Raw genomic sequence first — 25622 nt, 5'->3', positions numbered from 1 at the left:
TCGGCTCTAGGATGGATCCACAGATCAGCCCGACCCGATCGGTGCCAAACCGAGCAGGTAGGTCGCCATAGGAGGAACAGCATGCGCATCGTCGTACTCGATGACTATCAGCAGGTGGCCGCCGATTTCGCGGACTGGAACGTCCTCGATGCCGATGTCGAGTTCGTCGACCGTCCCGTCATCGACGACGATGACCTGGTCGCGACGCTCACCGGCGCCGAGGTGGTCGTGGCCATGCGTGAGAGAACGGCGTTCACCGCCGGTCGGCTCTCCCGGCTGTCGGACCTGCGACTGCTCGTGACCACGGGGCGGGTCAACGCCTCGATCGATCTGGAGGCGGCCCGAGGCCAGGGCATCATCGTCTGCGGGACCGAGTCGACCACCTCGGCGACTCCGGAGCTGACCTGGGGGCTCATCCTTTCGGTGCTGCGCAGCATTCCCGCCGAGGATGCCTCGGTGCGTGGTGGAGGCTGGCAGACCACGGTCGGGGGTGACCTCGACGGGCACCGCCTCGGTGTGGTCGGTCTGGGGCGCCTGGGTGCCAAGGTGGCCCGCGTCGGTGCGGCCTTCGGCATGGATGTCGTGGCCTGGAGTCAGAACCTCGATGCTGATCGGGCTGACGGCCTCGGTGTGCGAGCTGTGAGCAAGGAGGAACTGTTCTCGACCGCGGACGTGGTGACGATCCACTACAAACTCAGCGACCGCAGCCGGGGGCTGCTCTCGGCTGCGGAACTCGAACTCATGAAGCCGGGCAGCATCCTCGTCAACACCTCCCGAGCAGGCCTCGTCGACACCGAAGCACTCATCAATGCACTCGAGGCGGGGCGGATCCGGGGTGCCGGGCTCGACGTCCACGACCTCGAACCGCTGCCGGCCGACCACCGGTTGCGCCGCACCCCGCGGACCGTGCTCACCCCGCATCTGGGCTATGTCACCGAAGACACCTATCGGATCTTCTTCTCTCAGGCGGTCGAGGACATCGCGGCCTGGGCGACTGGGGAGCCGATCCGCGTACTCACCTGACCCGAGAGGCCACGCATCAGACCCGTCGGACGCAGTACCCGCCGGGCAACGACGAAGCCGCCGGAGAGTCGGAACTCTCCGGCGGCTTCGTGCCGGTCGACGACGACGGCTCAGTTCACCTCGGCGGGATCGGCAGACACGCGGCCGCCGTTCTCCAGCGCATCGATGGAGGCCACCTCGGCGTCGGTGAGTTCGAAGTCGAAGACGTCGAAGTTCTGGGCCATGCGGTCACGGTTGTTCGACTTCGGGAAGACGATGTGACCCTTCTGCAGGTGCCAGCGGATGATGGCCTGCGCCCAGGACTTCTCGTGCGCGGCGGCGATCTCACCGATGACGGTGGACGCGTAGTCGACCTTGCCCTGTCCGAGCGGACCCCAGGCCTCGATCTTGATGTCGTGCTCGGTCAGCAGCGGACGGGTGTCGACCTGCTGGAACTGCGGGTGGACCTCGATCTGGTCGACGGCCGGGATGATGCCGGTGTCGAGGATCTCGGGCAGGAAGCGGTAGTCGAAGTTCGACACACCGATGGAGGTGGTCAGTCCCTGATCGCGGTAGCCGGGGAAGGCTTCCCAGGTCTCCACGGAGTTCTTGTTCTCCGGGGTCGGCCAGTGGATGAGGTAGAGGTCGACATGGTCGAGGCCGAGCTTCTCGAGGCTCTCGCCCAGGGCTCGCTTCGACTCCTCGGCGCCGTGGCGGTCGTTCCAGAGCTTCGTGGTCACGAACAGCTCGTCACGGGCGATGCCGGACTTCGCGATCGCACGACCCACACCTTCCTCGTTGCCGTAGACGGCGGCGGTGTCGATGTGGCGGTAGCCGACCTCGAGGGCATCGGTGACGATGCGTTCGGTCTCATCGGGATCGACCTTGAACACGCCGAAGCCCAGCTGAGGGATGGTCTTGCCGTCGTTGAGGGTGAGTGTGGGAACGGTCATGGTGCCGCCTTTCATCACTGTGGTTGGAATTGACCGCGGGAACGTCCGGGGACGCCGTCGACGTCCGGTGGGACGTCGTCGCGGTCAGAGGCACCCGCAGTCGGTGCCCCTGCGACTCTATAACGACGAGACCGGCCGCGAGCATTCCCGTGACCGATTCCGCCGTGAGCGATCATCGGAGCCGGTCAAGCGAGATCCATCGCCGAGGCGGCCCGCCGTTGAGTGGGTGATCCTGTGTGCCGAGGCTGGAACAGATTCGACCCCCGAGACCGTGAGACGTTCGATAGGTTCGATACATGATGAACAGACAGTCCCAGTTCGGCGGGTGGGCGAGGCCCGGTGCGGCGATGATCACTGCGGTTGTGCTGACGCTCGGCGTCTCCGGCTGCACGGGCCCTGACCTCAGCAACACGGTTGACGACATCGGCGGTGTACTGTCTGCATCGCCGGGTGTCGAGGATGTCGAGACCTCGTATCTGAACGGTTTCGATTCCGGCAGATCCATCAACTACAGGGTGACGATGGATGCTGCGGCGAGCGCCGCTCAGGCCACCGAGGTCGCCGCTGCACTCGACCGTGAGACGGGCGACGAATTCGACCGCTACACCCAGAACCTGAGCCTCATCATGGCGGGCCGCACCATCAAGGTCAGCGACGCGACGAACGGCGACATCATGGCGGCGAAGGTTCCGCGGCTGCTTGAGATGTCGTCAACGTTGTCCGTCGACAAGGTGAGCTGGAGTGAACAGTCGGACGGTGTGGACTTCGACGACTCCTTGGAGATCAGCGACGCAGGCACGGACCCATTCAGGACTCTCGACGCGGCGAGGGCGCAGTTCGGATCCGAAGAATTCCAACTGAGCACGAGGGAAACCTCCGGCGTCGACTGGTATGTGGCATTTCCCTTTTCGGAGCAGGGGCAGGAGCGCTTGGAATCGGTGTTCGATCCTCTGCGCACGTCGTTGAATCGACTCAACATCGATGGCGACCAGGTGTCGTCGTTCGTCGCGGTGGTCCCGGCCGGGGCCGATGAGGTCACTCGTCTGAGGGGAATCATCGACCGCATAGAGTCGACGACGACCAACCCATGGGACTTCTCCTGGGCGGAAGGGGCGGACCCGACCGGACCGTTCGACTACTCATCCGGCGGAATCGTCAATGTCGGCGGATGCGAGTATGACGAAGACGCCGAGGGTCAGCTGACCCAGACGGCTCAGACCATTCAGGATCAGCTGCGCGATTCTTACGACACGTGCCGCTGAGGGAAAACCAACCCAACCAGCCCAACCAACCCAATGCCCGGCCGGCTCAGCCAGCCCGGCCGGTTCAGTCCGCGAATACCGCGTGAACGTCGCCGGTGAGTTCCCGACCGCCGAGCTCGGTGAGTTCGAGGACGACGGCTGAGCCGACGACTTCGGCGCCGAGGTCGTTGACCAGCGACTGCGCGGCGGTCAGCGTTCCGCCGGTGGCGAGGATGTCGTCGACGAGTAGAACGCGCTCGCCCTTCTCCAGGACGTCGGGGCCTTCGATCGTTGCGGTGCCGTATTCGAGGGAGTAGGAGACCGCGGCCGCGGGCTTCGGCAGCTTGCCTGCCTTGCGGATGGGCAGGATGCCCACACCGGTCATCGCCGCGATGGTGCCGGCGAAGAGGAAGCCGCGGGCCTCGAGCCCGCCGACGATGTCGAAGCGTCCGTCGAAGGGTTCGATGAGCGCCTCGGTGACGGCTCGCATCGCCGGGCCGTCGGCCAGCAGCGGGGAGATGTCGCGGAAGATCACCCCCGGCTCGGGGTAGTCGGGAATCGAGGTGATGAGGCTCTGCGCGCGGGAGAGATCGGATTGAGTCACGGGACAACGATACGCGACTGCCTTCCCGCCCTCATCGGCGAGGAGTATGGTCGAAGCATCACAGACCGGACTCGACGAGGAGGCCGAGATGAACCGCACAGTGAAGGCGATCGCTGTCGATCGGGCATTCGAATGTGTCCGGCGGGAGCATTTCCTGCCGCAGGATCAGCGGGCGTGGGCGACTGCGGATGTGCCGCTCGACATCGGCTGGGGCCAGACGAATTCCCAGCCGAGCACCGTTGCTGACATGCTCGAACTTCTGGCGCCGGAGTGCGGCGACTCGGTCCTTGACGTCGGCGCTGGGTCGGGGTGGACTGCGGCGCTGCTCGCCGTCATCGTCGGGCCCGAAGGGCGGATCGTCGGAGTTGAGCGTCATTCGGAGCTGATCGCACGGGCGAGGGGAGCCGTCGAGGATTCCTTCGCCGAGGCGGGGCTCGGGCCGGGCACGGATGCTCAGTCTCCTGCGCCGATCGAGTTCGTCCAGGCGCGTCCGGGTGTCCTCGGGGCACCGGAGCGCGGGCCTTTCGACCGGATCCTCGTCTCTGCGGGGGCCGGTCATCTGCCGGAAGTTCTTGTCGACCAGCTGGCCGTCGGGGGAGTGATGGTCATTCCGGTCGGTGAGGAGATGCTGCGCGTGGAACGGCGGGGAGAGGACATCGGAAGCGCCGAGGTGACCCGTCACGGCCGTTACCGTTTCGTCCCGCTCGTGGTGGAGTAGGGGCGTCAGCCGGCCTGCTCGCGGAGCTTCTTCTTGAGCTTCCGGCGGCGGCCGATCCAGCTGCAGCAGCTGCCGACGATGGCACCGCCGAAGATCCAGATGAGCGTGTCGTCGAATCTGGGAATGAATGTCGCCCACCCTGATGGAATGAGGGGGTGTCCCAATGCGGCTGGGAGTGCGATGAGCCCCACCAAGAGCACGAACATGACGATTTCGCCGAACAGTCCCATCGGACTCAGCTCGTTGCGCGCGAGACCGGACTGCCAGAAGAGATCGACCCCTCGTCTGCGGGCATAGCGGTTCGCCACGATGCCTGGGAGCGCCATGCCGAAGAAGACGAGGATGCCGACCCACCACATTCCTGAGGCGAGGAAGACGAAGGCGAGCACCCACGCCATCATCTTCGCGGCTGAGTAGCCGACCGCCAGGGCACGGATGATGACCTGTTGCTCGTGGTCGTCGGCCAACGGCATCTCATCGATGCCAGCCGAGCGTTCGAGAGCCTTCTCGAACCGTGACGGTTCCACCTGCATATGGCGGTCGTGCTGCTCCCGAACCTCGTCACTGTCGAGCCCTGAGTGCATGTCAGACGGGCCGGGCATCATCCGGATCCCTTCTGAGAATCGTGTGCACCGCTCGTCTGCCGGGAGTCAGTCAGTCGGCGGACGAACCAGATGACAGTGATAGCCAACGCGCCGACTGCCAGCGGAAGGATGACGTAGGGGTCCGGATCGTCTCCCATCGGAGTCGTCCACGACCAGGGCAACAGCGGGTGCCCGAGAGCCATCTCGGCGCCGGCGAGACCGCAGACGACCGGCAGGAAGACGACGCCGATCAGCAGGCCCGTCAGGGAGGTCCTTTCGACCTCTGCCGCCGATGGGACATTCAGCTGAACGCCACGCTTGCGCGCGTAGCTCTGAACCGCCACCCGGGGCAGGTCGAACGTCGTCACAACGATGACGATGATGCCCGCCCACCACAGGCCCGAAGCGATGAACAGTACGCCGGTGATCATGGCGATCCATCTGGTCACCGTGCTGCCACGGGCGATGGCATCACCGACGATCCGTCGTTCGTCGGCGTCGATGCCTGCTCCGCCGTCAGCACACGCCCCGGCGTCGGCACCCGCCGCGAGCCCGTTCTCCGCCTCGATCGGTGGTTCGAACTCAGTATCGACCGAGGTTGCGAGCTCGGTCCCGTTCTCCGTCTCGGCGTTCATCGGCGTCCTCCTCGTCGAATCGACTCGTCCGCTTGCCAACAACATACATTGTTGCAATAAACGTGTCGATCCTCGACAGATTCGAGTCCAGCTCGGTGGAACTGCAGCAGCTCGGTGCAGGGGCCAAGCTAGTGCAGTTTCACCAAGCTGATGGGTCGCGGCGACATCTGACCCCGAGAAAGCGCACTGTTTGGTTTAAGGTAATATATTGTCGTTTACTGTCATTTGATACATAATGATGTGATGTATCAAGTTTTCGTGACGAAAGAACTTCGACGCCTTGGGCTCTCGGACCGCGAGATTCGCACAGCTGTCGGCTGCTGTCTGGAACGCATCGCTCGGGGCCGCTTCGCCGTGACAGGTACATGTGCAGATCCCGTTCATGCGAAGATCTGGACCCCGTTAGCCGACGGAGACGTTGATGAACTCGTCTGGCTGGGGGATAAACGTGATGCCATCGAGCGCGTGAAGATACTGATTCGAACGCGGGCCGATCTCGTCAACCGGCGGGCGGAAGAGATTTCGGAAGCAACGAGCGAAGTGTTCTCACATCTCTCCGCTGCGTTGCTGTGGCAACTGGAGGTGGTAGAGATTCCGCACTCGCGAGTAGAGGTTATCCGTCCCCACACCAGCGGCCGTTTCGCTCACCTGATTGTTCGTCGAAGAGAGCTCTGCGATGAACATGTCGAGTTGCTCGGCGACACAACTGTCACTTCGAAGGCCCGCACTCTCATCGACACTGCTCGTGACTACGACCTCGAGACCAGCGTTCCTATGCTCGATGATGCCCTGCGGAGGCAGTTGGTGACGAAAGGCCAACTGAGGACAGTTGCCGCCACCTGTCATGAGAATCGATGCTGCAGGAGAGTCGAGACGGCGCTCGAATTGGCCGACGCCCGACGTGAGTCACCTGGGGAATCCATCGTCGCGGTGCGGCTGTATGAAATCGGCTTGAACGGTTTCGAACCCCAATTCGAGATCTTTGATGAAAACGGATCCTTCGTCGCACGGACGGACTTCACTCATCGGCGGTCCAGGACAATCATCGAGTTCGACGGCAGAGCCAAGTACACGCTCGATGGGCGTGACCATCGGCGAGAGTTCGATCGTGAACGCGAGCGAGAACGGCGTCTTCGCGCACTGGGCTATCACGTCATCCGAGTGTTCTGGAAAGATCTGTGGCGGCGGCAGACGTTCACTGACATCGAGCGGACCGTACGCAGCCGAACGCAGCGACGGTCGGCTGGCAACTGAGTGCGGTTCGCACTTCCAGCTCGGTGAAACTGCAGCAGCTCGGTGCAGGGGCCAAGCTAGTGCAGTTTCACCAAGCTGGTGCCGACGGGGCGCGCGGGTGGGAGCGCGAGGCGGAACTGGCCGCCCCTGTCACACGAGAACTACCGGCCACATGAGACCTACACGAGCGAGTCGCGCCATGCCTGATGCAGCTGCGCGAACTTGCCGGTGCCGGAGATGAGTTGGTCCGGGCTACCGTCCTCGATGATCCGCCCGGAATCCATGACGAGGACCCGGTCGGCGATCTCGACGGTCGAGAGTCGGTGGGCGATGATGATCGCCGTCCGTCCCTCGAGCACCGTCGCGAGCGCATCCTGGACGAGGCGCTCCGACGGGATGTCGAGGTGGGCGGTCGCCTCGTCGAGCACGACGATATCCGGGTCGGCGAGGAACACCCGCGCGAACGACACCAGCTGACGCTGCCCCGAGCTCAGCCGCCCGCCGCGCTTCTTCACATCCGTGTCATACCCGTCGGGCAGCCGACGGATGTATCCGTCGAGGCCGACGGCGCGAGCTGCGGCGACGACCGCCTCGTCGCTGGCGCCCGGATTCCCGATGCGGATGTTGTCGGCGATCGTGCCGGCGAAGAGGAACGACTCCTGGGTGACCATGACCACCGACGAGCGCAGTTCCGCATCCTGAAGATCACGCAGATCCACCCCGTCGATCGCGACGCGACCCTGGCTCGGATCGTAGAACCGGGTGACGAGCTTGACCAGCGTCGACTTGCCGGCGCCGGTGGCACCGACGAGGGCGACGATCTCTCCGGCAGGAACATGCAGATCGAAGCGGGGGAGCACATCGGGCCCGTCCGCATAGGCGAACTGGACGCCGTCCAGATCGAGTGAGCGCCCCGACCCTCCACCAGCCGACCCCGACCGCGCGGGCAGGTGAACGGGTTGGGCCGGTTCGGCGACTGCGGGTTCCGCGTCGAGGACCGCGGCGATCTTCTCCAACGCCGCCGAGGCGGACTGATAGAGGTTGAACGACTGCACGAGTTCGTCGAGCGGGCCGTAGAACCGCCGCAGATAGAGGATGAACGCGGCGAGCACCCCGACCTGCGTCCAGTCCTCGATGACCAGCCATGCGCCGACGACGATGATGACCGTCTGCGTGACGTTGCCGACCAGCCGAGTCGAGCCTGCGAACCAGGCGACTCCTCGCAGCGCATCGGTGTTCGCATCCCGGTACTGGATGTCCTCGTCGCTGAGCGTCGAGCGCCGGTCGGGCTGCCGACGGTAGGCCTGGACAGCGCGGATGCCGCCCATCGTCTCGACGAAGTGGACGATGACCTTCGCGATCGACGTGCGCGTGCGCCGGTACGCGCTGCGCTGCGAGGTGTGCGCCGACTTCGTGATGAAGAACAGCGGAACGAACCCGGCGAAGACGACGAGCGCCAAGGGCACATCGAGCCAGACCAGCGTGATCGCGATGAAGAGCATCTGGAGCACGGCCAGCGCCGTGTCGAAGAGCGAATACGACAGGAACTGCTGCACCGACTCCATATCCGAGGTCTGCCGCGACACCAACCGGCCCGAGGTCGACTTCTCGTGATAGCCCAGATCGAGCCGCTGCACATGCGCGAACACCCGCGAACGCAGCGAGAAGAGGATCTTCTGCGCCGTGATCCCCACGAGCCTCGTCGAGGTGAACGCGAGCACCGCCGACGCCACCGCGGCGGCGACGAACAGCCCCACCGCGGTGAAGAGCGGTCCGGTGTCACCGTTGACCGCCCGCGGAATCCCCTCATCGAGGGCCTGGGCGATGAACACCGGACCGATGACGAGGGCACCGGCCGTGAGCACGACGATGACGAGAAGGAAGATCGCCATCGCCCGATGCGGGCGCACGAGTGAGAGCAGCAGCACCCGCGCCTTCTTCGCAATGTCCGGCGGCAGCTGCTCGACCTCGTCGTCACGATCGAGTCGCGGCATGCTCATGAGCGTCCCCCTTCCTGTCCTGATGTGCGTGATTCCGGCGCCGAGGCGGCCGATCCCTGACCCGGTGCGCTCGATCCTTGCCCCGACACGTCCGATCCCGGCGCCGAGGCGGTCGTGCCCGCTCCTGCCGCGCTGGCTCCCATGAGCTCCCGATAGAGCGAGGAGGATTCGAGGAGATCCTCGTGCGTGCCCTGAGCGACGATGCGGCCCTCGTCGAGGACCGCGACGACGTCGGCCAGAGCCGCCGTCGAGGGGCGGTGGGCGATGATGAGCGTCGTCGAATCCGGCAGGATCTCCCGCAGTGCTCGCTGCACCCGGTCCTCGGTGTCGACGTCGACGGCCGAGAGCGGATCGTCGAGGACGAGGATCCGCGGCCTGCCGATGACGGCGCGGGCGAGTGCCAGGCGCTGCCGCTGTCCGCCGGACAGCGACAGCCCCTGCTCTCCGACCTCGGTGTCGAGACCCTCGGGCAGACGTGCGACGAAGTCCGCGGCGGCACTGATCTGCAGTGCCTGCCAGATCTCGTCCTCGCTCGACCCGGGCGAACCCATGACGACGTTGTCCGCGACCGAGGCCGAGAACAGGATCGGATCCTCGAAGGAGACCGAGACGAGGTGACGCAGCTCGTTGACCGGCAGATCGCGGATATCGAGGCCGTCGATGCGCACGGCACCGGACGTGACATCCTGGAGCCGGGGGACCAGGGAGGCGAGCGTCGTCTTGCCCGAACCCGTGGCCCCGACGAGGGCGAGCGTCTGACCGGGGTCGATCCGCAGATCGAGGCCGGTCAGCGTCAGCCGATCGGTGTCGGAGAAGTGGAAGGAGACGTCGTCGAAGCTCAGCTCACCGCGGTACTTCCCGACATCGGGGTCATCGACGATGCCGCCGCCGGTGTCCGTGATGTCGTGGCGGATGTCGATGACCTCCCAATAGCGCCCCGCCGCCGTGAGTGCCATGAGCGCATCGGCGAGGAGGAATCCGAGCATCTCGACGGGCATGCGCATGACCATCGAGACCGTCACGCCCGCCACGACCGTGCCGATCGTCGTCCACCCGGCGACGACGCCCCACGTGCCGACGCCGACGATCGCCACCTGGGCGAGCGTGGGCAGAAGGATGAGCACGCTCCAGAACCATGAGTCGAGCTTCGCCTTGCGGATCTCGAGGTTCTTGAACTTCGTCGACAGCAGCCCGAAGCGTTCGGCGGCCCAGGGGGAGCGGCCGAAGGACTTGAGGATCCTGATGCCCTGGATGGACTCCTCGACATCGGTGGCGATCTCGCCGACCGCGTCCTGCGAAGCGCGGGAGGCCAGCCGGTACCGACGTTCGAAGATCGCGACCGCGACGATCGTCGGCACCGCCATGACGATCATGATGAGTCCGAAGGCCGGCTGCAGGGCGACGAGGATGATCGTGCCGATGACGATGACGACGGGAGTCGAGAGCAGGAACGGCAGGCCGAAGGCGAAGAATCGACGCAGCTGGGAGAGGTCGTTCGTCGCGCGCGAGAGCAGCTGACCGGACTCCCATGAATCGTGGACGGCCACCGAGGTGTACTGGAGCCGGTCGAACAGGCGCGCTCGCCAGCGGATCTCCCATTCGGAGACCACGGGAGCGATGATCATCCTTCGCGCCCACATCGCGACTGCCTCGCCGATGCCGATGAGGAGCACGGCGAGTACGGGCAGCCAGAGCGCCTGCAGGTCGCGGTGGGCGATCGGGCCGTCGATGATGTGGCCGGTGATGATGGGGACGATGAGCTGGATGCCGTTGGCCAGCAGAGTGAGGACGAGTACGACAACGTACACGCCGATGCGGGAGCGGAGATCGGGCCAGAACCGAAGGAGGGGACGCACGATAATCAAGCGTAGTCGTGGGGTGTGACACAATCCACGGATCCGGCAACCGGGCTTCCCGTTTCTCTCACCGCTGAATTCCGCGCATGGCGGGGATGTGGGCGGGGCCACCTCGGTGACGGTCTCACTTGACAATCCTCAATGATCCCAGGATCCGAGACGATCGATTGCGAGGTTTGACACCCCCATCTGCCGGGGTGAACTATTGAGCCATGAACAACCTTCTCGTCGTCGTTATTCACCAGCGCGCGGATCTTCCGTAGCCTGTCAGACGACACGTTCCGCGCGCCCCTACCGAAACCGGAGGGGCGTTTTTCATGTGAAGACGAGAAGGACACCTAGGAAGGATAGGAATCGATGGCAGCCAAGCCCTCGACCGCGAAGGACACGGGGACTCAACCCGCGGCCACGCCGGTCACCGCCACACCGTCCAGTATTCGTCGCGCAGCCGGCCCTGAGGTCCTCACGGGAGCCCAGGCGATCGTCCGCAGCCTCGAGAAGCTCGAGGTCGACACGGTGTTCGGGCTTCCCGGCGGGACCATCCTTCCCACCTATGACCCGCTGTTCGAGACCGAGAAGATCCGGCACATCCTCGTCCGCCACGAACAGGGTGCGGGTCATGCCGCTGAGGGCTACGCGGCCTCTTCGGGCAAGCTCGGCGTCTGCATCGCGACCTCCGGCCCCGGTGCGACGAACCTCATCACGGCACTTGCCGACGCCCACATGGACTCGGTGCCGATGCTCGCGATCACCGGTCAGCAGGCCTCGAGCCTGCTCGGCACCGACGCCTTCCAAGAGGCCGACATCGTGGGCATGACGATGCCGGTGACCAAGCACAGCTTCCTCGTCACGAAGGCCGAGGACATCCCGGCCGCCATCATCAACGCCCACCACATCGCGACCACGGGCCGTCCCGGACCCGTGCTCGTCGACATCACGAAGGACGCGCAGACGGGCACCGCGCCGTTCGTGTGGCCCGAGGAGCCCGTGCTGCCCGGCTACCGCCCGGTCCTCAAACCGCACGCCAAGCAGATCCGTGAGGCCGCACGGCTGATCTCCGAGGCCGCCCGGCCGGTCTTCTACATCGGCGGCGGCGTCATCCGCTCCGAGGCCGAGAAGGAACTGCTGCGCCTGGCCGAGGCGACGAACATCCCCGTGGCCACGACCCTGATGGCCCGCGGCGCCTTCCCCGACTCGCACCGCCTCCACCTGGGCATGCCCGGAATGCATGGCAGCGTGCCCGCAGTGACCGCGTTCCAGAAGTCCGATCTGCTCATCGCGATCGGCGCCCGCTTCGATGACCGCGTCACCGGCAAGCTCGACTCCTTCGCCCCCGACGCGCAGGTCATCCACGCCGACATCGACCCGGCCGAGATCGGGAAGAACCGCGAGGTCGACGTCGCCATCGTCGGCGATGCGCGCGAAGTGCTCGCCGAGATGCTGGGCGAGCTGCGCGGCAAGTTCCCCAAGGCCCTCGAACGTCAGCGCGAGCCGTGGTGGCGCTTCCTCAACCGCCTCAAGCAGACCTACCCGCTCGGCTACGACCGACACGGCGAGCTCTGCGACCCGCAGTACGTGATCTCGCGGATCTCCGCCCTCACCGGCCCCGAGGCGGTCTACGCCGCCGGCGTCGGACAGCACCAGATGTGGGCCGCTCAGTTCGTCGAGTTCGAGCGTCCGAAGTCATGGCTGAATTCCGGCGGACTCGGCACCATGGGCTACTCCGTGCCGGCGGCCATGGGCGCGAAGGTCGCCCAGCCCGACCGCGTGGTGTGGGCCATCGACGGCGACGGCTGCTTCCAGATGACGAACCAGGAGCTCGCGACCTGCGCGCTCAACAACATCCCGATCAAGGTCGCGATCATCAACAACTCGTCCTTAGGGATGGTCCGCCAGTGGCAGACCCTGTTCTACGACGGTCGGTACTCCAACACCGACCTCAACACCGGACACGAGACGATCCGGATCCCGGACTTCGTCAAGCTCGCCGAAGCCTACGGCTGTGAAGCGCTGCGGGTCGACCGCAACGAGGATGTCGACGCCGCGATCGAGAAGGCGCTGTCGATCAACGACCGACCCGTCGTCCTCGACTTCACGGTCCCGCCGGATGCGATGGTGTGGCCGATGGTCGCGGCAGGCGTGTCGAACGACGAGATCGAATACGCCCGCGGCATCCGCCCCGAATTCGACGGGGAGGGCGAAGAAGAGGCCGAGGCGGCGATCGCCGAGGCGGACGCGGATGAAGACGGCACGGTGCGTTCCGTGGCTCAGATCGAAGGAGGCCTGGAATGAACAACCGGCACACACTCTCAGTCCTGGTCGAGAACAAGCCCGGTGTGCTCACCCGCTTCACCGGACTCATCGCCCGCCGCGGCTTCAACATCCACAGCCTCGCTGTGGGCGTGACCGAATACGACGAGCTCTCCCGCATCACCGTCGTCGTCGACGTCAACGACGTGCCGCTGGAGCAGGTGACGAAGCAGCTGAACAAGCTCGTCAACGTCATCAAGATCGTCGAGCTCGAACCCGAGACCTCGGTGCGGCGGGCGCACATCATCTACAAGGTCAAGGCGAATGCGGCGACCAGGCCGCAGGTCGCCTCGGCGGTGGAGATGTTCCGCGCGAAGATCGTCGACGTCGGACCGGACTCGGTGAGCATCGAAGCCACCGGAGAGCTCGGCAAGGTCGATGCTCTCCGCGAGGTCCTCGAGCCCTTCGGGATCAAGGAGATCGTGCAGTCGGGCACCGTGGCCATCGGCCGCGGGGCGAAATCGATCACCGACCGCGCTCTGCGCGGTTGAATGATCACGCCCCGCGCGGCTGAACGCCTCCGCCCTGCGCGGCTGACGATCCCCGCAGGCGAGTCCGCATCCCATCGCGACGATCGGCCGCCTCGGCGAAGGATTTCGCGTTCCATTTCGTGGAACGCGTGAGATCTCAATAAGTGAACAGCAGTACCGAACTGTGAAACAATGGGGGCATCACCCCGAACTCATAAGGAGCTAGAACTATGGCAGCAGAACGCTATTACGACGACGATGCCGACCTGTCCGTCATCCAGGCCAAGAAGGTCGCCGTCATCGGCTACGGCAGCCAGGGCCACGCCCATTCTCTGAGTCTGCGCGACTCCGGCGCCGAAGTCCGCATCGGCCTCAAGGAAGGCTCGCCCAGCCGCGACAAGGCCACGGCCGAAGGCCTCGAGGTCGGCACCCCCGCCGAGGTGGCCGCATGGGCCGATGTCATCACCATCGCCGCACCCGACCAGGTCCAGGCCGAGATCTTCAACAACGAGATCAAGGATCAGCTGGCACCGGGCAAGACCCTCGTGTTCATCCACGGCTTCAACATCCGCTACGACTACATCAAGGCTCCCGAGGGCGTCGACGTCATCATGGTCGCCCCGAAGGGACCCGGCCACGTGGTCCGTCGTGAGTTCGTCGACGGCCGCGGTGTGCCCGTGCTCGTCGCCGTCGAGGTCGACGCCTCCGGCAAGGCCTGGGACACCGTCCTGTCCTACGCCAAGGGCATCGGCGGCCTGCGCGCCGGCGGTATCAAGACCACCTTCACCGAGGAAACCGAGTCGGATCTCTTCGGCGAGCAGACCGTGCTCTGCGGTGGTGTCTCGCACCTCGTGCAGTACGGCTTCGAGGTCCTCACTGAGGCCGGCTACCAGCCGGAGATCGCCTACTTCGAGGTCCTCCACGAGCTCAAGCTCATCGTCGACCTCATGGTCGAGGGCGGCATCGCCAAGCAGCGCTGGTCCTGTTCCGACACCGCCGAGTACGGCGACTACGTCGCCGGACCTCGCGTCATCACCCCTGACGTGAAGAAGAACATGGAAGCGGTCCTCGCCGACATCCAGAACGGCAAGTTCGCCGAGCGCTTCATGAACGACCAGAAGAACGGCGCACCGGAGTTCAAGGAACTGCGCGCCAAGGAAGAGACGCACCCGATCGAGGCCACCGGCCGTGAGCTGCGGAAGATGTTCGCCTGGCTCAAGGACAGCGACGACGACTACACCGAGGGCACTGCCGCTCGCTGAGTCTCACCCTCACCCTCGCCGAGGTTGTGCGTCTGATCCGTCGGACGTGCGCCCCGCGCGCGCCAGCTGAGGCTGTGTGAGGAAGAACGAGCCCCGGACACCAGAAGGTGTCCGGGGCTCGTTCGCGTCGGAACCGACATCGTTCGCCGAGGCAGCCTCCCTACGCGGCGAGCCGGGCCGCCCGTCTTGCCGCCTGGATCTTCGGGTCGGGGATCGGTGCGGACTCGATGAGTTCACGGGTGTAGGCCTGCTGCGGATCGGTGAGCACCTGTCGGCTCGGACCCTGCTCGACGATCGCTCCGTCCTTGAGGACGACGACCTGGGAGGCGAGCTGTTCGACGACGGCGAGGTCGTGGCTGATGAACAGGCAGGCGAACTCGTGTGCTTCGTGCAGTTCGTTCAGCAGTCGGAGCACTCCCTGCTGGACCGAGACGTCGAGCGCTGAGGTCGGTTCGTCGGCGATGAGGAGGGTGGGGTCGAGTGCCAGTGCGCGGGCGATCGCGACTCGCTGCCGTTGCCCGCCCGAGAGCTCGTGCGGATAGCGTTCCGCGAAGTCGGCGGGCAGTCGGACGTCGTCAAGAAGGCTGCGCACCCGGGCCGTCGTCTCCTTCGCACTGAGGTCACGGTGGACGCGCAGCGGTTCGGCGATCTGCGTGCCCACGGACCGGCGCGGGTTGAGCGAACCCCTCGGATCTTGGAAGACGACACCGATGCTCGCACGGCGCCGACGCTGCCGACGATTCGGCCTCGTCGTCACCGCTTCACCGGCGACGAACGCCTCACCCGAGGCCAGGGCCTGACCGCCGGTGAGGACATTCGCGATCGTCGACTTTCCCGAACCGGATTCGCCGACGAGACCCATGATCGTCTCGGCCGGAACGACGAGGGAGACGTCGTCGAGGGCGCGGAGTTCACCACCGGGAGTGCGATGGACGACGCTCGCCGAGCGCAGCTCGGCTGCCGGAGAGGTCGTGGCGGATTGGGGCGGAGTGGGAGAGGCCGCAGCGGGGCGTGCGCCGGCAGAGTCCCCGACGACCGAACTGAGCCTCGGCACCGCGGCCAGCAGCTCCTTCGTGTAGGGGTGGGCCGGCGCAGCGAAGATCGCATCGACCTCACCGGTTTCGACGATGCTGCCGTCCTTCATCACGGCCACCCGGTCGGCGACATCGGCGACGACACCCATATCGTGGGTGATGAGGAGGACGGCCTGCCCCTCATCGGCCTGTCGGCGCAGCAGGTCGAGGATCCCGGTCTGCACCGTGACGTCGAGGGCCGTCGTGGGTTCGTCGGCGAAGAGGACCTGCGGGGAGTTGATCGTCGCCAGCGCGATCATCGCCCGCTGCAGCTGTCCGCCGGAGAGCTCGTGCGGATAGGCGCGCATGATCCGGTCCGGTTCGGGCAGGCCGACCTTGCGCAGCTGAGCGGCGACGCGATCGCTGGTCGACGCGCTGTTCTCTGACCCGGCCCCGGTGTCCTTCGCATGGGCACGGACCGCCTCGGCGATCTGGGATCCGACGCGGAACATCGGATTGAACGCGCCCATCGGCTCCTGGAACACAACGCCGATGCGTTCGCCGCGGATCGGCCGCAGCTCGGTTGCGTCAAGGCCGACGAGGTCGACATCAGCGCCCCGCCCAGCCGACTCTCCGCCCGCATCCGCCTGGCCGGGCTCAGCCCCACCTGCCTGGCCGCCCGCACCCGCCTGCCCGTGGAGGACCACGGACCCGGTCTGGCTTGCTCCCGGCACGAGGCCGAGAGCGGCCAGCGCGGTCACCGATTTGCCCGAACCGGACTCGCCGACGAGGGCGAGGACCGATCCCGGGACGAGGTCGAAGGAGACGTCCCGGGTGATCTCACGCGCGCCGAAGGACACCGAATGTCCCTCGTAGCGCAGTGCCGCTGCGATCTCTGACATCGACGCTCAGCCCTTCAGCGATGCCTTGAAGTACACGGGGTAGGCCGGGAAGTCGCCGATGACGAAGTTCTCGACGTTCGAACCGTGCAGGAACGAGTTCTTCGTGTAGATGAGCGGAACGATCGGCGCATCCTCCATGATCGTCTTGTCGGCCTCGGCCCACACCTTCTGCGCTTCGGCGGGATCGACGGTCTCGGTGGCCTTCTTGATGAGAGCGTCGACGTCCTTGTTCTCGTACCGCGAGAGGTTGAAGTTGCCGTTGCCGATCTGCGAGGAGTCGAAGAGCGGCTGGATATTGCCGTTGGCTGAGGGGAAGTCCGGCTGCCAGGACCCGAGCACGAGGTCATAGTCGGGCTTGTTCGCCGTGGCATCGGCCGAATACGTGTTCGTATCGACGGATTTGATCGTCGTCTTGATGTCGACGCGGGCCAGGGCCTCCTGGATCGCCTCGGCCTGGGCCACTGAAGTCGCATCGTTCTTCACCAGCAGCTTGAGTGTGCCGAGCTTCGCACCCGACTCTTTGAGCAGGGACTTCGCCTTCTCGACGTCGCCGCCCGGATCGGCCTTGTACAGGTCGTAGTCCTGGCGTCCGGGGATCCCCGGAGTGATGAGCGTCGAGGCGTAGTCGCCGGCGATCTCGCCGCCGCCGGCGATGCGGTACGTGTTCTTGTCGACGGCATAGTTGATCGCCTGCCGGACCTTGACGTCGTCGAGGCCCTTCGACGTGTTGTTCATCGCGAGGTAGGCCAACGCCCCCGGCCCCGAGGTGACCAGCCGCGACTTCGCATTCGCATCGTTCTGCACCTGTGCCAGCTGCGAGGCGGGCACGAAGCTGGCCGAGAAGCCGTTCTTCGCATCCCCGGAGTCGGAGATGAGCGCCTGCGAGGTCACCGAGGCGTCCTGCCCGAGCTTGAACACGACCTTGTCGGGTCCGGCCGTGCGCACCGGGTCGGTATCCTCGTTCCACTCGTCATTGCGGGTGAGCACCGCCTCGGCTCCGGATTTGTTCGACTCGACCTTGTATGGGCCAGAGGCGACGGGGTCCTGACCGTACTTGCCGGGGTCGTCGGAGTCCTTCGGCACGGGGGAGAACGCGGGCATCGAGGCGATCCACGGGAAGTCGCCGAACGCGGAATTGAGGTGGAAGACGATCGTCTTCTCATCCGGGGTCTCGATCGAGTCGAGGTCCTTGCCGGTGAACGGGCCCTTGTAGTCCGATCCGCCTTCGAGGACCGACTTGTGGTAGCTCAGACCGCCGGAGAGCTCGGTCGAGAAGGAGCGTTCGAGACCGTACTTGATGTCGGCGGTCGTGATCGGTTTGCCGTTCTCGTACTTCAGCCCGTCCCTGAGCGTGAACGTCCACGTCTTGCCGTCGTCGCTGGCCTTGCCCGTGTCGGTGGCGAGATCCGGCACGACCTTCGCCTCCTTGCCCGGTTGGATGTCCCAGGTGGTCAGACGGCGGAGGACGAGCCCGAGCGAGGTGATCGCCAGTCCCTGGCTCTTGCCCGGATCGAAATCGATGTCGGGGTCCTCGCTGAAGATGCTCAGCGTCCCACCCTTGTGGGTCTCACCGAGTGTGTTGGCCTGGGAATCGTCGTTCAATTCGGGGTTCGCATTGCATCCGGTGAGGACGAGCCCGAGGGCAAGGCTGGCCGCGACGAGCGCTGATCTCTTCATGGTGGTCCTTCTCATCTGAGGTGTGGCAGGGGTCGGTGGGGTGAGACTGCGGGCGGAGACGGAGAGTGGCCTCATCGGCTTGCCCGGATTCTCGGATCGAGGAGCGAATAGCTGAGATCGGCGAGCAGATTCGCGATGATGACGATGGCGGCGGCGAAGAGGGTGACCCCGACGATGACCTGGATGTCGAGGCTGGAGACGGCCTCGAGCAGCAGAGTGCCGACGCCGCCGAGGGCGAAGACCTTCTCCGTGATCACGGCCCCGCCCAAGAGTCCGCCGACGTCGATGGCGAACAGCGTGGTCAACGGCACGACGAGGTTGCGCAGCCCGTGCTTGCCGATGACGACGGTCTCGGACAGTCCCTTCGCCCTGGCCGTGCGGATGTAGTCCTGACCGAGCACCTCGAGCATCTGCCCGCGGGTGAGCCGAGCGTAGATCGCTCCGTTGGCGATCGCGAGCACGATCCACGGCAGGATGAGGTGGAAGGCCCACATCGCCGGGTTCTCCGTCAGCGGAATGTAGCCGCCGATCGGCACCACGTTGAGGGTGAACCCGAAGAGGAGCACGCCGAGGAGGCCGAGCAGGTAGGTCGGTGCGGAGATTCCCGTGATCGCCGCCCCCATCACCGCGCTGTCGGTGAAGGTGCCCCGCTTGAGTGAGGCGATGAGACCGGCGGCGATGCCGCCGACGGCCCAGAGCACGGCGGCGCCGAGAGTCAGAGACAGGGTGATGGGCAGGCGGGAGACGATGAGGTCGGTGACCGATTCGCGCAGCCGGAACGAGTATCCGAAGCACGGAGCGTCGCAGTGGATCGCGGCTGCTCCCGAACCGAAGGTGCGACCGGTGACGATGCCGCCGAGGAAGTCGAAGAGCTGCTTCCACCAGGCCTGATCGACGCCGAGGTAGGACTCCACCTCGGCGAGCCTGTCCGGAGAGCACGGCTTACCGCACGAGTACTGGGCCGGATTCGAGGGCATGAGGTAGAAGATCGCGAAACATGCGGCCGCGATGATGAGGAGGACGAGGATCGCCCCGATCGTGCGGGAGGCGATGAATTTCGCTCGGATCACGGCTGGCCTCCTGCGCTCATCGGATCGGCTGTCGCGGCGTTCTCGTTCCCGCGGTCCGCTGGGTCGAGGGCATCGCGCAGTCCGTCTCCGAACATGTTGAATCCGAGCGTGACGAGGAACAGTGCCATGCCCGGGAATATGAGATACATGGGGTCGACCTGGACCCAGCTGATCGCATCGGAGATCGACCGTCCCCAGGACGGGGTGGGCGGATTGACGCCGACCCCGAGGAAGGACAGGGCCGCCTCGGCGCCGATCTTGCCCGGAATCGACACCGTCGTGAACACGATGACGGTGGCGAGGATGTTCGGGGCGATCTCGCGGACGATGATGCGTCTGCTGCCCGTGCCCTGGGCGGCCGCGGCGCGGACGAATCCGCGTTCGCGCAGGGACAGGGTCTCGCTGCGGATGACGCGGGCGATGGACGGCCAGCCGAAGAGCCCGATGACGAGGATGAGCAGCAGAGGGCGGGGGAAGCTCGCGGGAACCGTGGCGGACAGGGCGATGGCGAAGATGAGGAAGGGGAAGCCGAAGATGATGTCGGTCAGCCGCGAGAGCAGGCGGTCGGCGATGCCGCCGTAGAAGCCGGCGATGAGTCCCACTGCCACGCCGACGGCGACGGAGACGACGGTCGCGGCCAATCCGATGAGCAGTGACACCTGGGCGCCGTAGGACACGATGGCGAACAGGTCGCGCCCGGTGCGGGGTTCGACACCGAACCAGTGCTGCGGGCTGACGCCGCCGAGGTGGCCCGCCGGTGATGTGTCGGGACCGAGCAGATCCGGATTGTAGGCATACGGGCTGTTGCCGGTGATCGCGGAGAAGACCGGGGCGAGGACGGCGAGAGCGACGAAGAGGACGACGAGCCCGAGCCCGATCATCGCCGGCCGGGAACGTCGCAGCCGGGACCAGACGGTGTCCGAGCGATGGCTCGGCTCTGGTGGGTCTTCAGGCACGGCGGATCCTTCGATTCGTGGTCGCGGATGGGTTGTCGGCGTTCGGGATCGCCGAACTGCTCAACAATTATGCGCCTGATTGACGCCTGGGCAAAGTTTGGAGGGCCTCTGTGACGCGGCAGACAGTGGTGCGGCCGCAGTGACGAAGGAGCAGCAGCGGATGGGCGCGCGAAGTGATCTGGACTACTGTGGATGTGTGACGAATTACAGATTCGAAGACTTCAAGCCCACCATCGACGAGTCCACGGGAGAACCGGACGAGCGCACGAAGGGGTATTTCGCCTCGACGAGCGTGGGCTTCCACGACGCCCGGTCGACCGACAAGGCGCTGAAGAATCGTGTCGAGCGGGCGATCGCCGATGGCCGCAACCTCACGGCCGTCTACGCGGATCAGGAGTACGAGCACGGGCTCGACTCCTCGATCCCGGTGGCGACGTTCGCATGGTTCGAGAAGCTCGTCAACGTCGGCGGGGGACGGCTCGTGCCCGGGCACCTCATCACCTGGATCACGGTGCGCCCGACGCATCGCCGGCGTGGTCTGCTGCGGTCGATGATGACCACGGACCTCGCCGAGGCGAAGGCGAACGGCTACCCGTTCGCCGCACTCACCGCCACCGAGGGCGGGATCTATTCGCGGTTCGGCTTCGGAGTGGCCACATGGTCGCATTCGATCGAGGTCGACACCTCGCCGGGATTCAAGATGGTCCGCGAACCCGACCGGCGCGTCGAGATGTGCCTGCCCAGTGAACTGCGAGAGCTGGCGCCGGAGATCTATGACCGGTTCATGCGCACCTCGCCGGGAGCGATGCAGCGCCAGCAGACCTACATCGAACGCGCCACCGGGGCGCTCAACACCGAGACCGGTGAGGAGGACCGGGGTGTGCGTGCCGCCCTGCACTTCGACGAGCAGGGTGAGCCCGACGGTTATGTGTCCTACAAGTTCGCCGGATGGTCGAAGACCCCGCCGACCGTGGACATCATCGACTTCGTCGCCGTCACCGATGCCGCGTATGCCTCCCTGTGGTCGTTCCTCGCCGCCATCGACCTGTCCACCCGGGTGACCTTCGGCGAATCCGCCGAATACTCGCCGCTGCCGTGGCTGCTCACCGATTCGAGGCGCGTGAAGACCGTGGCCACCGAGGACAACATCTGGATCCGCATCCTCGACGTCAAGGCCGCCCTCGAGGCCCGGCCCTGGTACGTGCCCGGCACCCTGACGATCGACGTCGACGATTCCCTCGACCTCGCCGGGGGTCGGTTCACGATCGCCTCGGACGGTGAGAGCGCCGAGGTGACTCCCGCGTCCGAATCGACGCCGGCAGATCTGGGGCTGGGCATCGCCGAGCTCGGATCGCTGTACTTCGGCGGCGCCGATCCCGTCATCCTCGCCCGCGCCGGACGCATCGACGAGCAGACACCCGGGGCAGCCGTGCTCGCGAGCGCGATGTTCAGCCTCGGCCGGGCACCGTATTCGCCGAACGGGTTCTGAGCGGGGAGGGTCGTCCGGCGCTCTGTTGAGCAGTCTTCCCAGAATCTGAGACCTTGTGAAAGCCTTCACAAAGTCTCATAAGATGGACACGTCCCGGACGCAACAGGAGGAAATCAGTGCCCAAGCCCGTCGTGCTCATCGCCGAAGAACTGTCACCGGCCACCATCGAAGCTCTCGGAGGAGACTTCGAGGTCCGCCACACCAACGGCGCTGACCGATCCCAGCTCCTGCCCGCCATCGCCGATGCCGACGCGATCCTCGTCCGCTCGGCCACGCAGGTCGACGCGGAGGCCATCGGTGCCGCGAAGAACCTCAAGGTCATCGCCCGCGCCGGCGTGGGACTCGACAATGTCGACGTCCCCGCAGCCACCTCGGCGGGTGTCATGGTCGTCAACGCACCGACGTCGAACATCATCTCCGCGGCCGAGCTGACCATGGCCCACATCCTGGGATCCGCACGCTACTTCGGCGCCGGCAACACCTCGCTCAAGGCGGGGGAGTGGAACCGGAAGAAGTACACCGGCGTCGAACTCTACGAAAAGACGCTGGGCATCGTCGGCCTCGGACGCATCGGCGGCCTCGTGGCCGAGAGGGCGAAGGCCTTCGGCATGCGCCTGGTCGGCTACGACCCCTACATCACGCAGGCCCGCGCAGCCCAGATGGGCGTCGAGGTCCTCGACCTGCCCGGACTGCTCGCCGTGTCCGACTTCGTCACCGTGCACATGCCCAAGACGCCCGAGACGATCGGCATGATCAGCACCGAGCAGTTCAAGGCCGCGAAGCCCGGTGCCCGGTTCATCAACGTCGCCCGCGGCGGCATCATTGACGAAGAGGCCCTCGCCGAGGCGGTCGCGTCCGGTGAGGTCGGCGGAGCCGGCATCGACGTGTGGAACGTCGAACCCCCGGAGCACTCGGCGCTCATGGACCTCGACGCCGTCAACGTCACCCCGCACCTGGGTGCCTCGACGCATGAGGCGCAGGAGAAAGCCGGAGTGGCCGTGGCGAAGTCCGTGCGCAAGGCTCTGGCCGGGGAACTCGTCCCCGACGCGGTCAACGTCGCCGGTGGCGCCATCCACGAGGACGTGCGCCCGGGCATCCCGCTGGCCGAACGCCTCGGCCGCGTCGTCAACGCGCTGGCCGACTCCTCGGTCACGCACTTCAAGGTCGAGGTCAACGGCGAGATCGCCGATAAGGATGTCTCCGTCCTCAAACTCTCGGCGCTCAAGGGCCTGTTCAAGGACGTCGTGTCCGACCAGGTCTCCTACGTCAACGCACCCCTGCTGGCCGAAGAGCGCGGCATCGGCGTGGAGCTCGTCACCGACCCGTACTGCGAATCCTTCCGCAACATCACCCGCCTGACGGCGACGACGAGCACCGGACAGCGGATCTCCGTGGCGGGCACCGTGACCGGGCCGAAGCTCGTGCAGAAGCTCACCGAGGTCGACGGCTACTCGCTCGAGATCGAGCTGACCGACAACCTGCTCATCTTCCGCTATGAGGACCGTCCCGGCATCATCGGTCAGCTGGGCCTGGCGCTGGGCACCAACGACGTCAACATCGCCGGCATGCAGGTCTCGCCGGCTTCGACGAGCAATGAGGCGCTGTCCGTGCTCGCCGTGGACTCCGTCGTCTCCGACGAGGTCGTCAAGGCCGTCGCCGGCGCAGTGAACGCCTCGGCGTTCACCGGCGTCTCGCTGCAGGAGGACTGAGCTTCAGGCGCAGCGCCGACGCGCAGAACCGATCAGGGCCTGTTCACTTCTCGAGGAGGGGTGAGCGGGCCCTTTTCGTCACCAGGGTCCACAGTTCATCGGCGAGGATCGCGGCACTGATGCCGATGAGCATCCCGGCAATGGTGTCGGTGAGCCAATGGACCTGCAGAGCGGTACGCGACCACATCATCGTGAGCATCCATGTGAGCGCGAGCAGCTGGGACCAATGGAAACCGAGCCGCAGCCGGTGCTGGGCGTCAGGGGTGGCCAAGGCCGCCGAATCGGGCCGAGCGTCCGGGCCACGTAGGGCGCGTTGCTGCAGGGCAGACCTCGTGGCGATGATTGCGAGTGCCGTCGCCAGGGCCGCCGCCCCCATCGAGTGTCCCGAAGGATAGGACCAGCCGAGCGAGTCGTAGAGCTGTTCGGTCGGCCGGATGCGGGTGACGAGTGCCTTGATGCCCTCGGAGAGTGCGATGCCGAGGGCCATCGTCGTGACCAGATACACGGCCGCGCGGAAGCGACGGAGGATGACGAAGGCGGCAGCGAGCAGGCCGGTGCAGATGATCGCTCCGACGCCTCCGCCCACCTCGGCGAAGGTGACCGCGGCCCAGTACGGCACGGTATCGGGGACGAGCCCGACGAGGTGGAGCCAGGCCTCATCGATCGGTGTCGGGCCGACGGAGTCGAGTCGAAGCCACAGACCGAAGGCGAGGACGAGGAGAATCGCCGGGGCCGTCGCCCACAGTGCCCATACGGGCGGGCGGATGTGGGTCCGGTGATCCCGGTGGGCCTGCGGCTCCGGACTCAAGCGTTCCAGAGGCCGTAGGTGTCGGCCAGGGACGCGATCTTCTTCGCACGCGCCAGACGCGGCAGGTAGGAGCCGTCGGTGATCTCGGATCCGCCCTCGGCGGCCTCGAGCATCTGTCGGGCCCAGTCGCGTTCGTCCTCGCTCGGGCTCATCGCCTCGTTGAGGGTGTTGACCTGGTCGACGGTGAGGACGAGTTTGCCCGTCATGCCCATCATGTGGGTCACCTCGGCGTCGGCCCAGACCTTGTCATCGTCGGCATCGGCGGCCGAGGGGCCGTCGATCGGGCCGGGCAGGCCGCCCATGCGGGAGGCGATGGTCAGCCGGGAACGGGCATAGGACAGAGCCATCGGATCGTCGGAGAACCCGGTGTCCTTGCGGAAATCATTCGTGCCGAAGGCCAGGCGGAACGTTCCGGGCGCCTCGGCGATCTTCGTGGCGTTCTCCACACCACGCGCGGATTCGAGGAGCGCGATGACAGGCAGGCCCGCCTTCGCGCGCATGGCGGTGTAGGAGACCTGCTCGGGGCGTTCGGTCTCGGGCAGCATGACTCCGCGCAGGCCGGGCAGCATGGCGATCGCGGCGAGGTCGTCGTCCCAGAACTCGGATTCCATCTTGTTGATGCGCACCCAGGCGGACATGCCGTTGTCGAGGGCGCGGACGACGTTGTCGCGAGCGTCGAGCTTCTTGTCATCGGCGACGGAGGCCTCGAGGTCGAAGATCACCGAATCCGCTTCCGAGGTCTGCGCGGGAGTGAAGATCTCCTCCTTCGCGGCGTTGACGAGCAGCCATGACCGGGAGAGTTTGGCGGGCAGGGCTGCGGCACGGGCATTGCGGATGGTTTCGGTCAATGATCGACTTTCTCTCGGGGCTGGACAGTGGCGGCCCCCACGGGGTTTGGGGTGCTATATTCCATCTTCGTCTCTTGCGCGGCAGTTTTGTAGCCGCCAACGCGGTTTGGGACGTGAAATTGTTCATGGTGGTGACCGTGGAGCGGGATTTCCGGCAGGTCGGCGAGGGTTCTGGTGAGGGCGCGCGTCGGATCTGTGGCCCGGGTTCGGGTGTTGCCCAGCTCGGCCGGCTGCTGTCCGGATAGTAGGACGACCTAGTTGCATGGTGAGATGGCGGCCTAT

The 25622-nt window shown here is 65.8% G+C and carries 22 protein-coding genes; 10 read left to right on the top strand and 12 right to left on the bottom strand.

All coding sequences use genetic code 11. The annotated features are described in order from the left end of the window. Positions 1-81 precede the first annotated feature (81 nt). Positions 82-1023 carry a D-2-hydroxyacid dehydrogenase family protein gene (locus GUY23_RS12810; protein WP_166972881.1) on the top strand — a complete coding sequence of 314 codons (942 nt, stop codon included), beginning with the start codon at positions 82-84 and terminating at the stop codon, positions 1021-1023. 110 nt (positions 1024-1133) lie between these two features. Here GUY23_RS12810 and GUY23_RS12805 read toward each other — a convergent pair whose 3' ends face one another. Next, entirely contained in the window at positions 1134-1955 is an 822-nt protein-coding gene (locus GUY23_RS12805) for an aldo/keto reductase (RefSeq protein ID WP_166972879.1), read from the bottom strand. Between the two features lie 296 nt (positions 1956-2251). Here GUY23_RS12805 and GUY23_RS12800 point away from each other — a divergent pair, with 296 nt between their 5' ends. Beyond that, entirely contained in the window at positions 2252-3217 is a 966-nt protein-coding gene (locus GUY23_RS12800) for a hypothetical protein (protein ID WP_166972878.1), read from the top strand. 64 nt (positions 3218-3281) lie between these two features. On the opposite strand, the gene GUY23_RS12795 is transcribed toward GUY23_RS12800, so the two are convergent. Continuing rightward, positions 3282-3800, bottom strand: coding sequence for an adenine phosphoribosyltransferase (locus GUY23_RS12795; protein ID WP_166972876.1), 519 nt, complete (start codon positions 3798-3800; stop codon positions 3282-3284). Positions 3801-3846: 46 nt separating this feature from the next. On the opposite strand from GUY23_RS12795, the gene GUY23_RS12790 reads away from it, so the two are divergent. Continuing rightward, positions 3847-4518 carry a protein-L-isoaspartate O-methyltransferase family protein gene (locus GUY23_RS12790; RefSeq protein ID WP_228282296.1) on the top strand — a complete coding sequence of 224 codons (672 nt, stop codon included), beginning with the start codon at positions 3847-3849 and terminating at the stop codon, positions 4516-4518. Between the two features lie 5 nt (positions 4519-4523). Here the strand turns inward: GUY23_RS12790 and GUY23_RS12785 are convergent, their stop codons facing one another. Both GUY23_RS12785 and GUY23_RS12780 read right to left on the bottom strand, forming a co-directional pair. Then, positions 4524-5051, bottom strand: coding sequence for a hypothetical protein (locus tag GUY23_RS12785; protein WP_166972874.1), 528 nt, complete (start codon positions 5049-5051; stop codon positions 4524-4526). A gap of 68 nt (positions 5052-5119) precedes the next feature. Next, the gene (locus GUY23_RS12780) at positions 5120-5737 is read right to left on the bottom strand and encodes a hypothetical protein (protein WP_166972872.1); all 618 of its coding nucleotides are present in this window, start codon (positions 5735-5737) and stop codon (positions 5120-5122) included. Between the two features lie 258 nt (positions 5738-5995). Between GUY23_RS12780 and GUY23_RS12775 the strand changes: the two genes are divergently transcribed. Further along, the gene (locus tag GUY23_RS12775; RefSeq protein ID WP_166972870.1) at positions 5996-6991 is read left to right on the top strand and encodes a hypothetical protein; all 996 of its coding nucleotides are present in this window, start codon (positions 5996-5998) and stop codon (positions 6989-6991) included. A 158-nt stretch (positions 6992-7149) separates the two neighbouring features. Here the strand turns inward: GUY23_RS12775 and GUY23_RS12770 are convergent, their stop codons facing one another. After that, positions 7150-8970, bottom strand: coding sequence for an ABC transporter ATP-binding protein (locus GUY23_RS12770; protein WP_166972868.1), 1821 nt, complete (start codon positions 8968-8970; stop codon positions 7150-7152). After that, positions 8967-10826 (bottom strand): ABC transporter ATP-binding protein, encoded by a 1860-nt coding sequence (locus tag GUY23_RS12765; protein WP_228282295.1) that lies wholly within the window; start codon positions 10824-10826, stop codon positions 8967-8969. The genes GUY23_RS12770 and GUY23_RS12765 overlap by 4 nt, the downstream gene beginning before the upstream one ends. Positions 10827-11183: 357 nt before the next feature. Here GUY23_RS12765 and GUY23_RS12760 point away from each other — a divergent pair, with 357 nt between their 5' ends. The 3 genes from GUY23_RS12760 (at position 11184) to ilvC (ending at position 14868) form a co-directional block, all read left to right on the top strand. Then, complete coding sequence (locus GUY23_RS12760) at positions 11184-13118, top strand: acetolactate synthase large subunit (protein ID WP_166972866.1); 1935 nt, start codon at positions 11184-11186, stop codon at positions 13116-13118. After that, the gene (gene ilvN / locus GUY23_RS12755; protein ID WP_166972864.1) at positions 13115-13627 is read left to right on the top strand and encodes an acetolactate synthase small subunit; all 513 of its coding nucleotides are present in this window, start codon (positions 13115-13117) and stop codon (positions 13625-13627) included. Before GUY23_RS12760 ends, ilvN begins: the two co-directional genes overlap by 4 nt. Positions 13628-13836: 209 nt before the next feature. After that, entirely contained in the window at positions 13837-14868 is a 1032-nt protein-coding gene (gene ilvC, locus GUY23_RS12750) for a ketol-acid reductoisomerase (protein ID WP_166972862.1), read from the top strand. Positions 14869-15028: 160 nt separating this feature from the next. Here the strand turns inward: ilvC and GUY23_RS12745 are convergent, their stop codons facing one another. From GUY23_RS12745 to GUY23_RS12730, 4 genes are all read right to left on the bottom strand, one after another. Then, positions 15029-16783 (bottom strand): dipeptide ABC transporter ATP-binding protein, encoded by a 1755-nt coding sequence (locus GUY23_RS12745; RefSeq protein WP_166972860.1) that lies wholly within the window; start codon positions 16781-16783, stop codon positions 15029-15031. A 6-nt stretch (positions 16784-16789) separates the two neighbouring features. Then, on the bottom strand, positions 16790-18460 hold the full coding sequence (locus tag GUY23_RS12740) for an ABC transporter substrate-binding protein (protein WP_166972858.1): 1671 nt from the start codon (positions 18458-18460) through the stop codon (positions 16790-16792). Between the two features lie 71 nt (positions 18461-18531). Beyond that, a complete protein-coding gene (locus GUY23_RS12735) occupies positions 18532-19530 on the bottom strand; it encodes an ABC transporter permease (RefSeq protein WP_228282294.1) in 999 nt (332 codons plus the stop codon). Then, a complete protein-coding gene (locus tag GUY23_RS12730; protein WP_208085345.1) occupies positions 19527-20486 on the bottom strand; it encodes an ABC transporter permease in 960 nt (319 codons plus the stop codon). Before GUY23_RS12730 ends, GUY23_RS12735 begins: the two co-directional genes overlap by 4 nt. 196 nt (positions 20487-20682) lie before the next feature. Between GUY23_RS12730 and GUY23_RS12725 the strand changes: the two genes are divergently transcribed. Both GUY23_RS12725 and serA read left to right on the top strand, forming a co-directional pair. After that, a complete protein-coding gene (locus tag GUY23_RS12725) occupies positions 20683-21975 on the top strand; it encodes a GNAT family N-acetyltransferase (RefSeq protein WP_166972856.1) in 1293 nt (430 codons plus the stop codon). A 116-nt stretch (positions 21976-22091) separates the two neighbouring features. Beyond that, positions 22092-23684: a phosphoglycerate dehydrogenase gene (gene serA / locus GUY23_RS12720; RefSeq protein ID WP_166972854.1), complete on the top strand. Its 1593-nt coding sequence runs from the start codon at positions 22092-22094 to the stop codon at positions 23682-23684. 43 nt (positions 23685-23727) lie between these two features. Here the strand turns inward: serA and GUY23_RS12715 are convergent, their stop codons facing one another. Together GUY23_RS12715 and GUY23_RS12710 are read right to left on the bottom strand one after the other, a co-directional pair. Continuing rightward, a complete protein-coding gene (locus tag GUY23_RS12715; protein WP_166972852.1) occupies positions 23728-24492 on the bottom strand; it encodes a phosphatase PAP2 family protein in 765 nt (254 codons plus the stop codon). Continuing rightward, the gene (locus GUY23_RS12710; RefSeq protein ID WP_166972850.1) at positions 24489-25340 is read right to left on the bottom strand and encodes an HpcH/HpaI aldolase/citrate lyase family protein; all 852 of its coding nucleotides are present in this window, start codon (positions 25338-25340) and stop codon (positions 24489-24491) included. The genes GUY23_RS12715 and GUY23_RS12710 overlap by 4 nt, the downstream gene beginning before the upstream one ends. Here GUY23_RS12710 and GUY23_RS12705 point away from each other — a divergent pair. Further along, complete coding sequence (locus GUY23_RS12705) at positions 25340-25585, top strand: hypothetical protein (RefSeq protein ID WP_166972848.1); 246 nt, start codon at positions 25340-25342, stop codon at positions 25583-25585. The genes GUY23_RS12710 and GUY23_RS12705 overlap by 1 nt on opposite strands. Positions 25586-25622: the final 37 nt, after the last annotated feature.

Origin of the sequence: Brevibacterium atlanticum, from assembly GCF_011617245.1 — a bacterium.
GTDB classification, from domain to species: Bacteria; Actinomycetota; Actinomycetes; order Actinomycetales; family Brevibacteriaceae; genus Brevibacterium; species Brevibacterium atlanticum.
The sequence above is the reverse complement of the archived record's forward strand: the minus strand, read 5'-3'. Positions and strand labels throughout refer to the sequence as shown.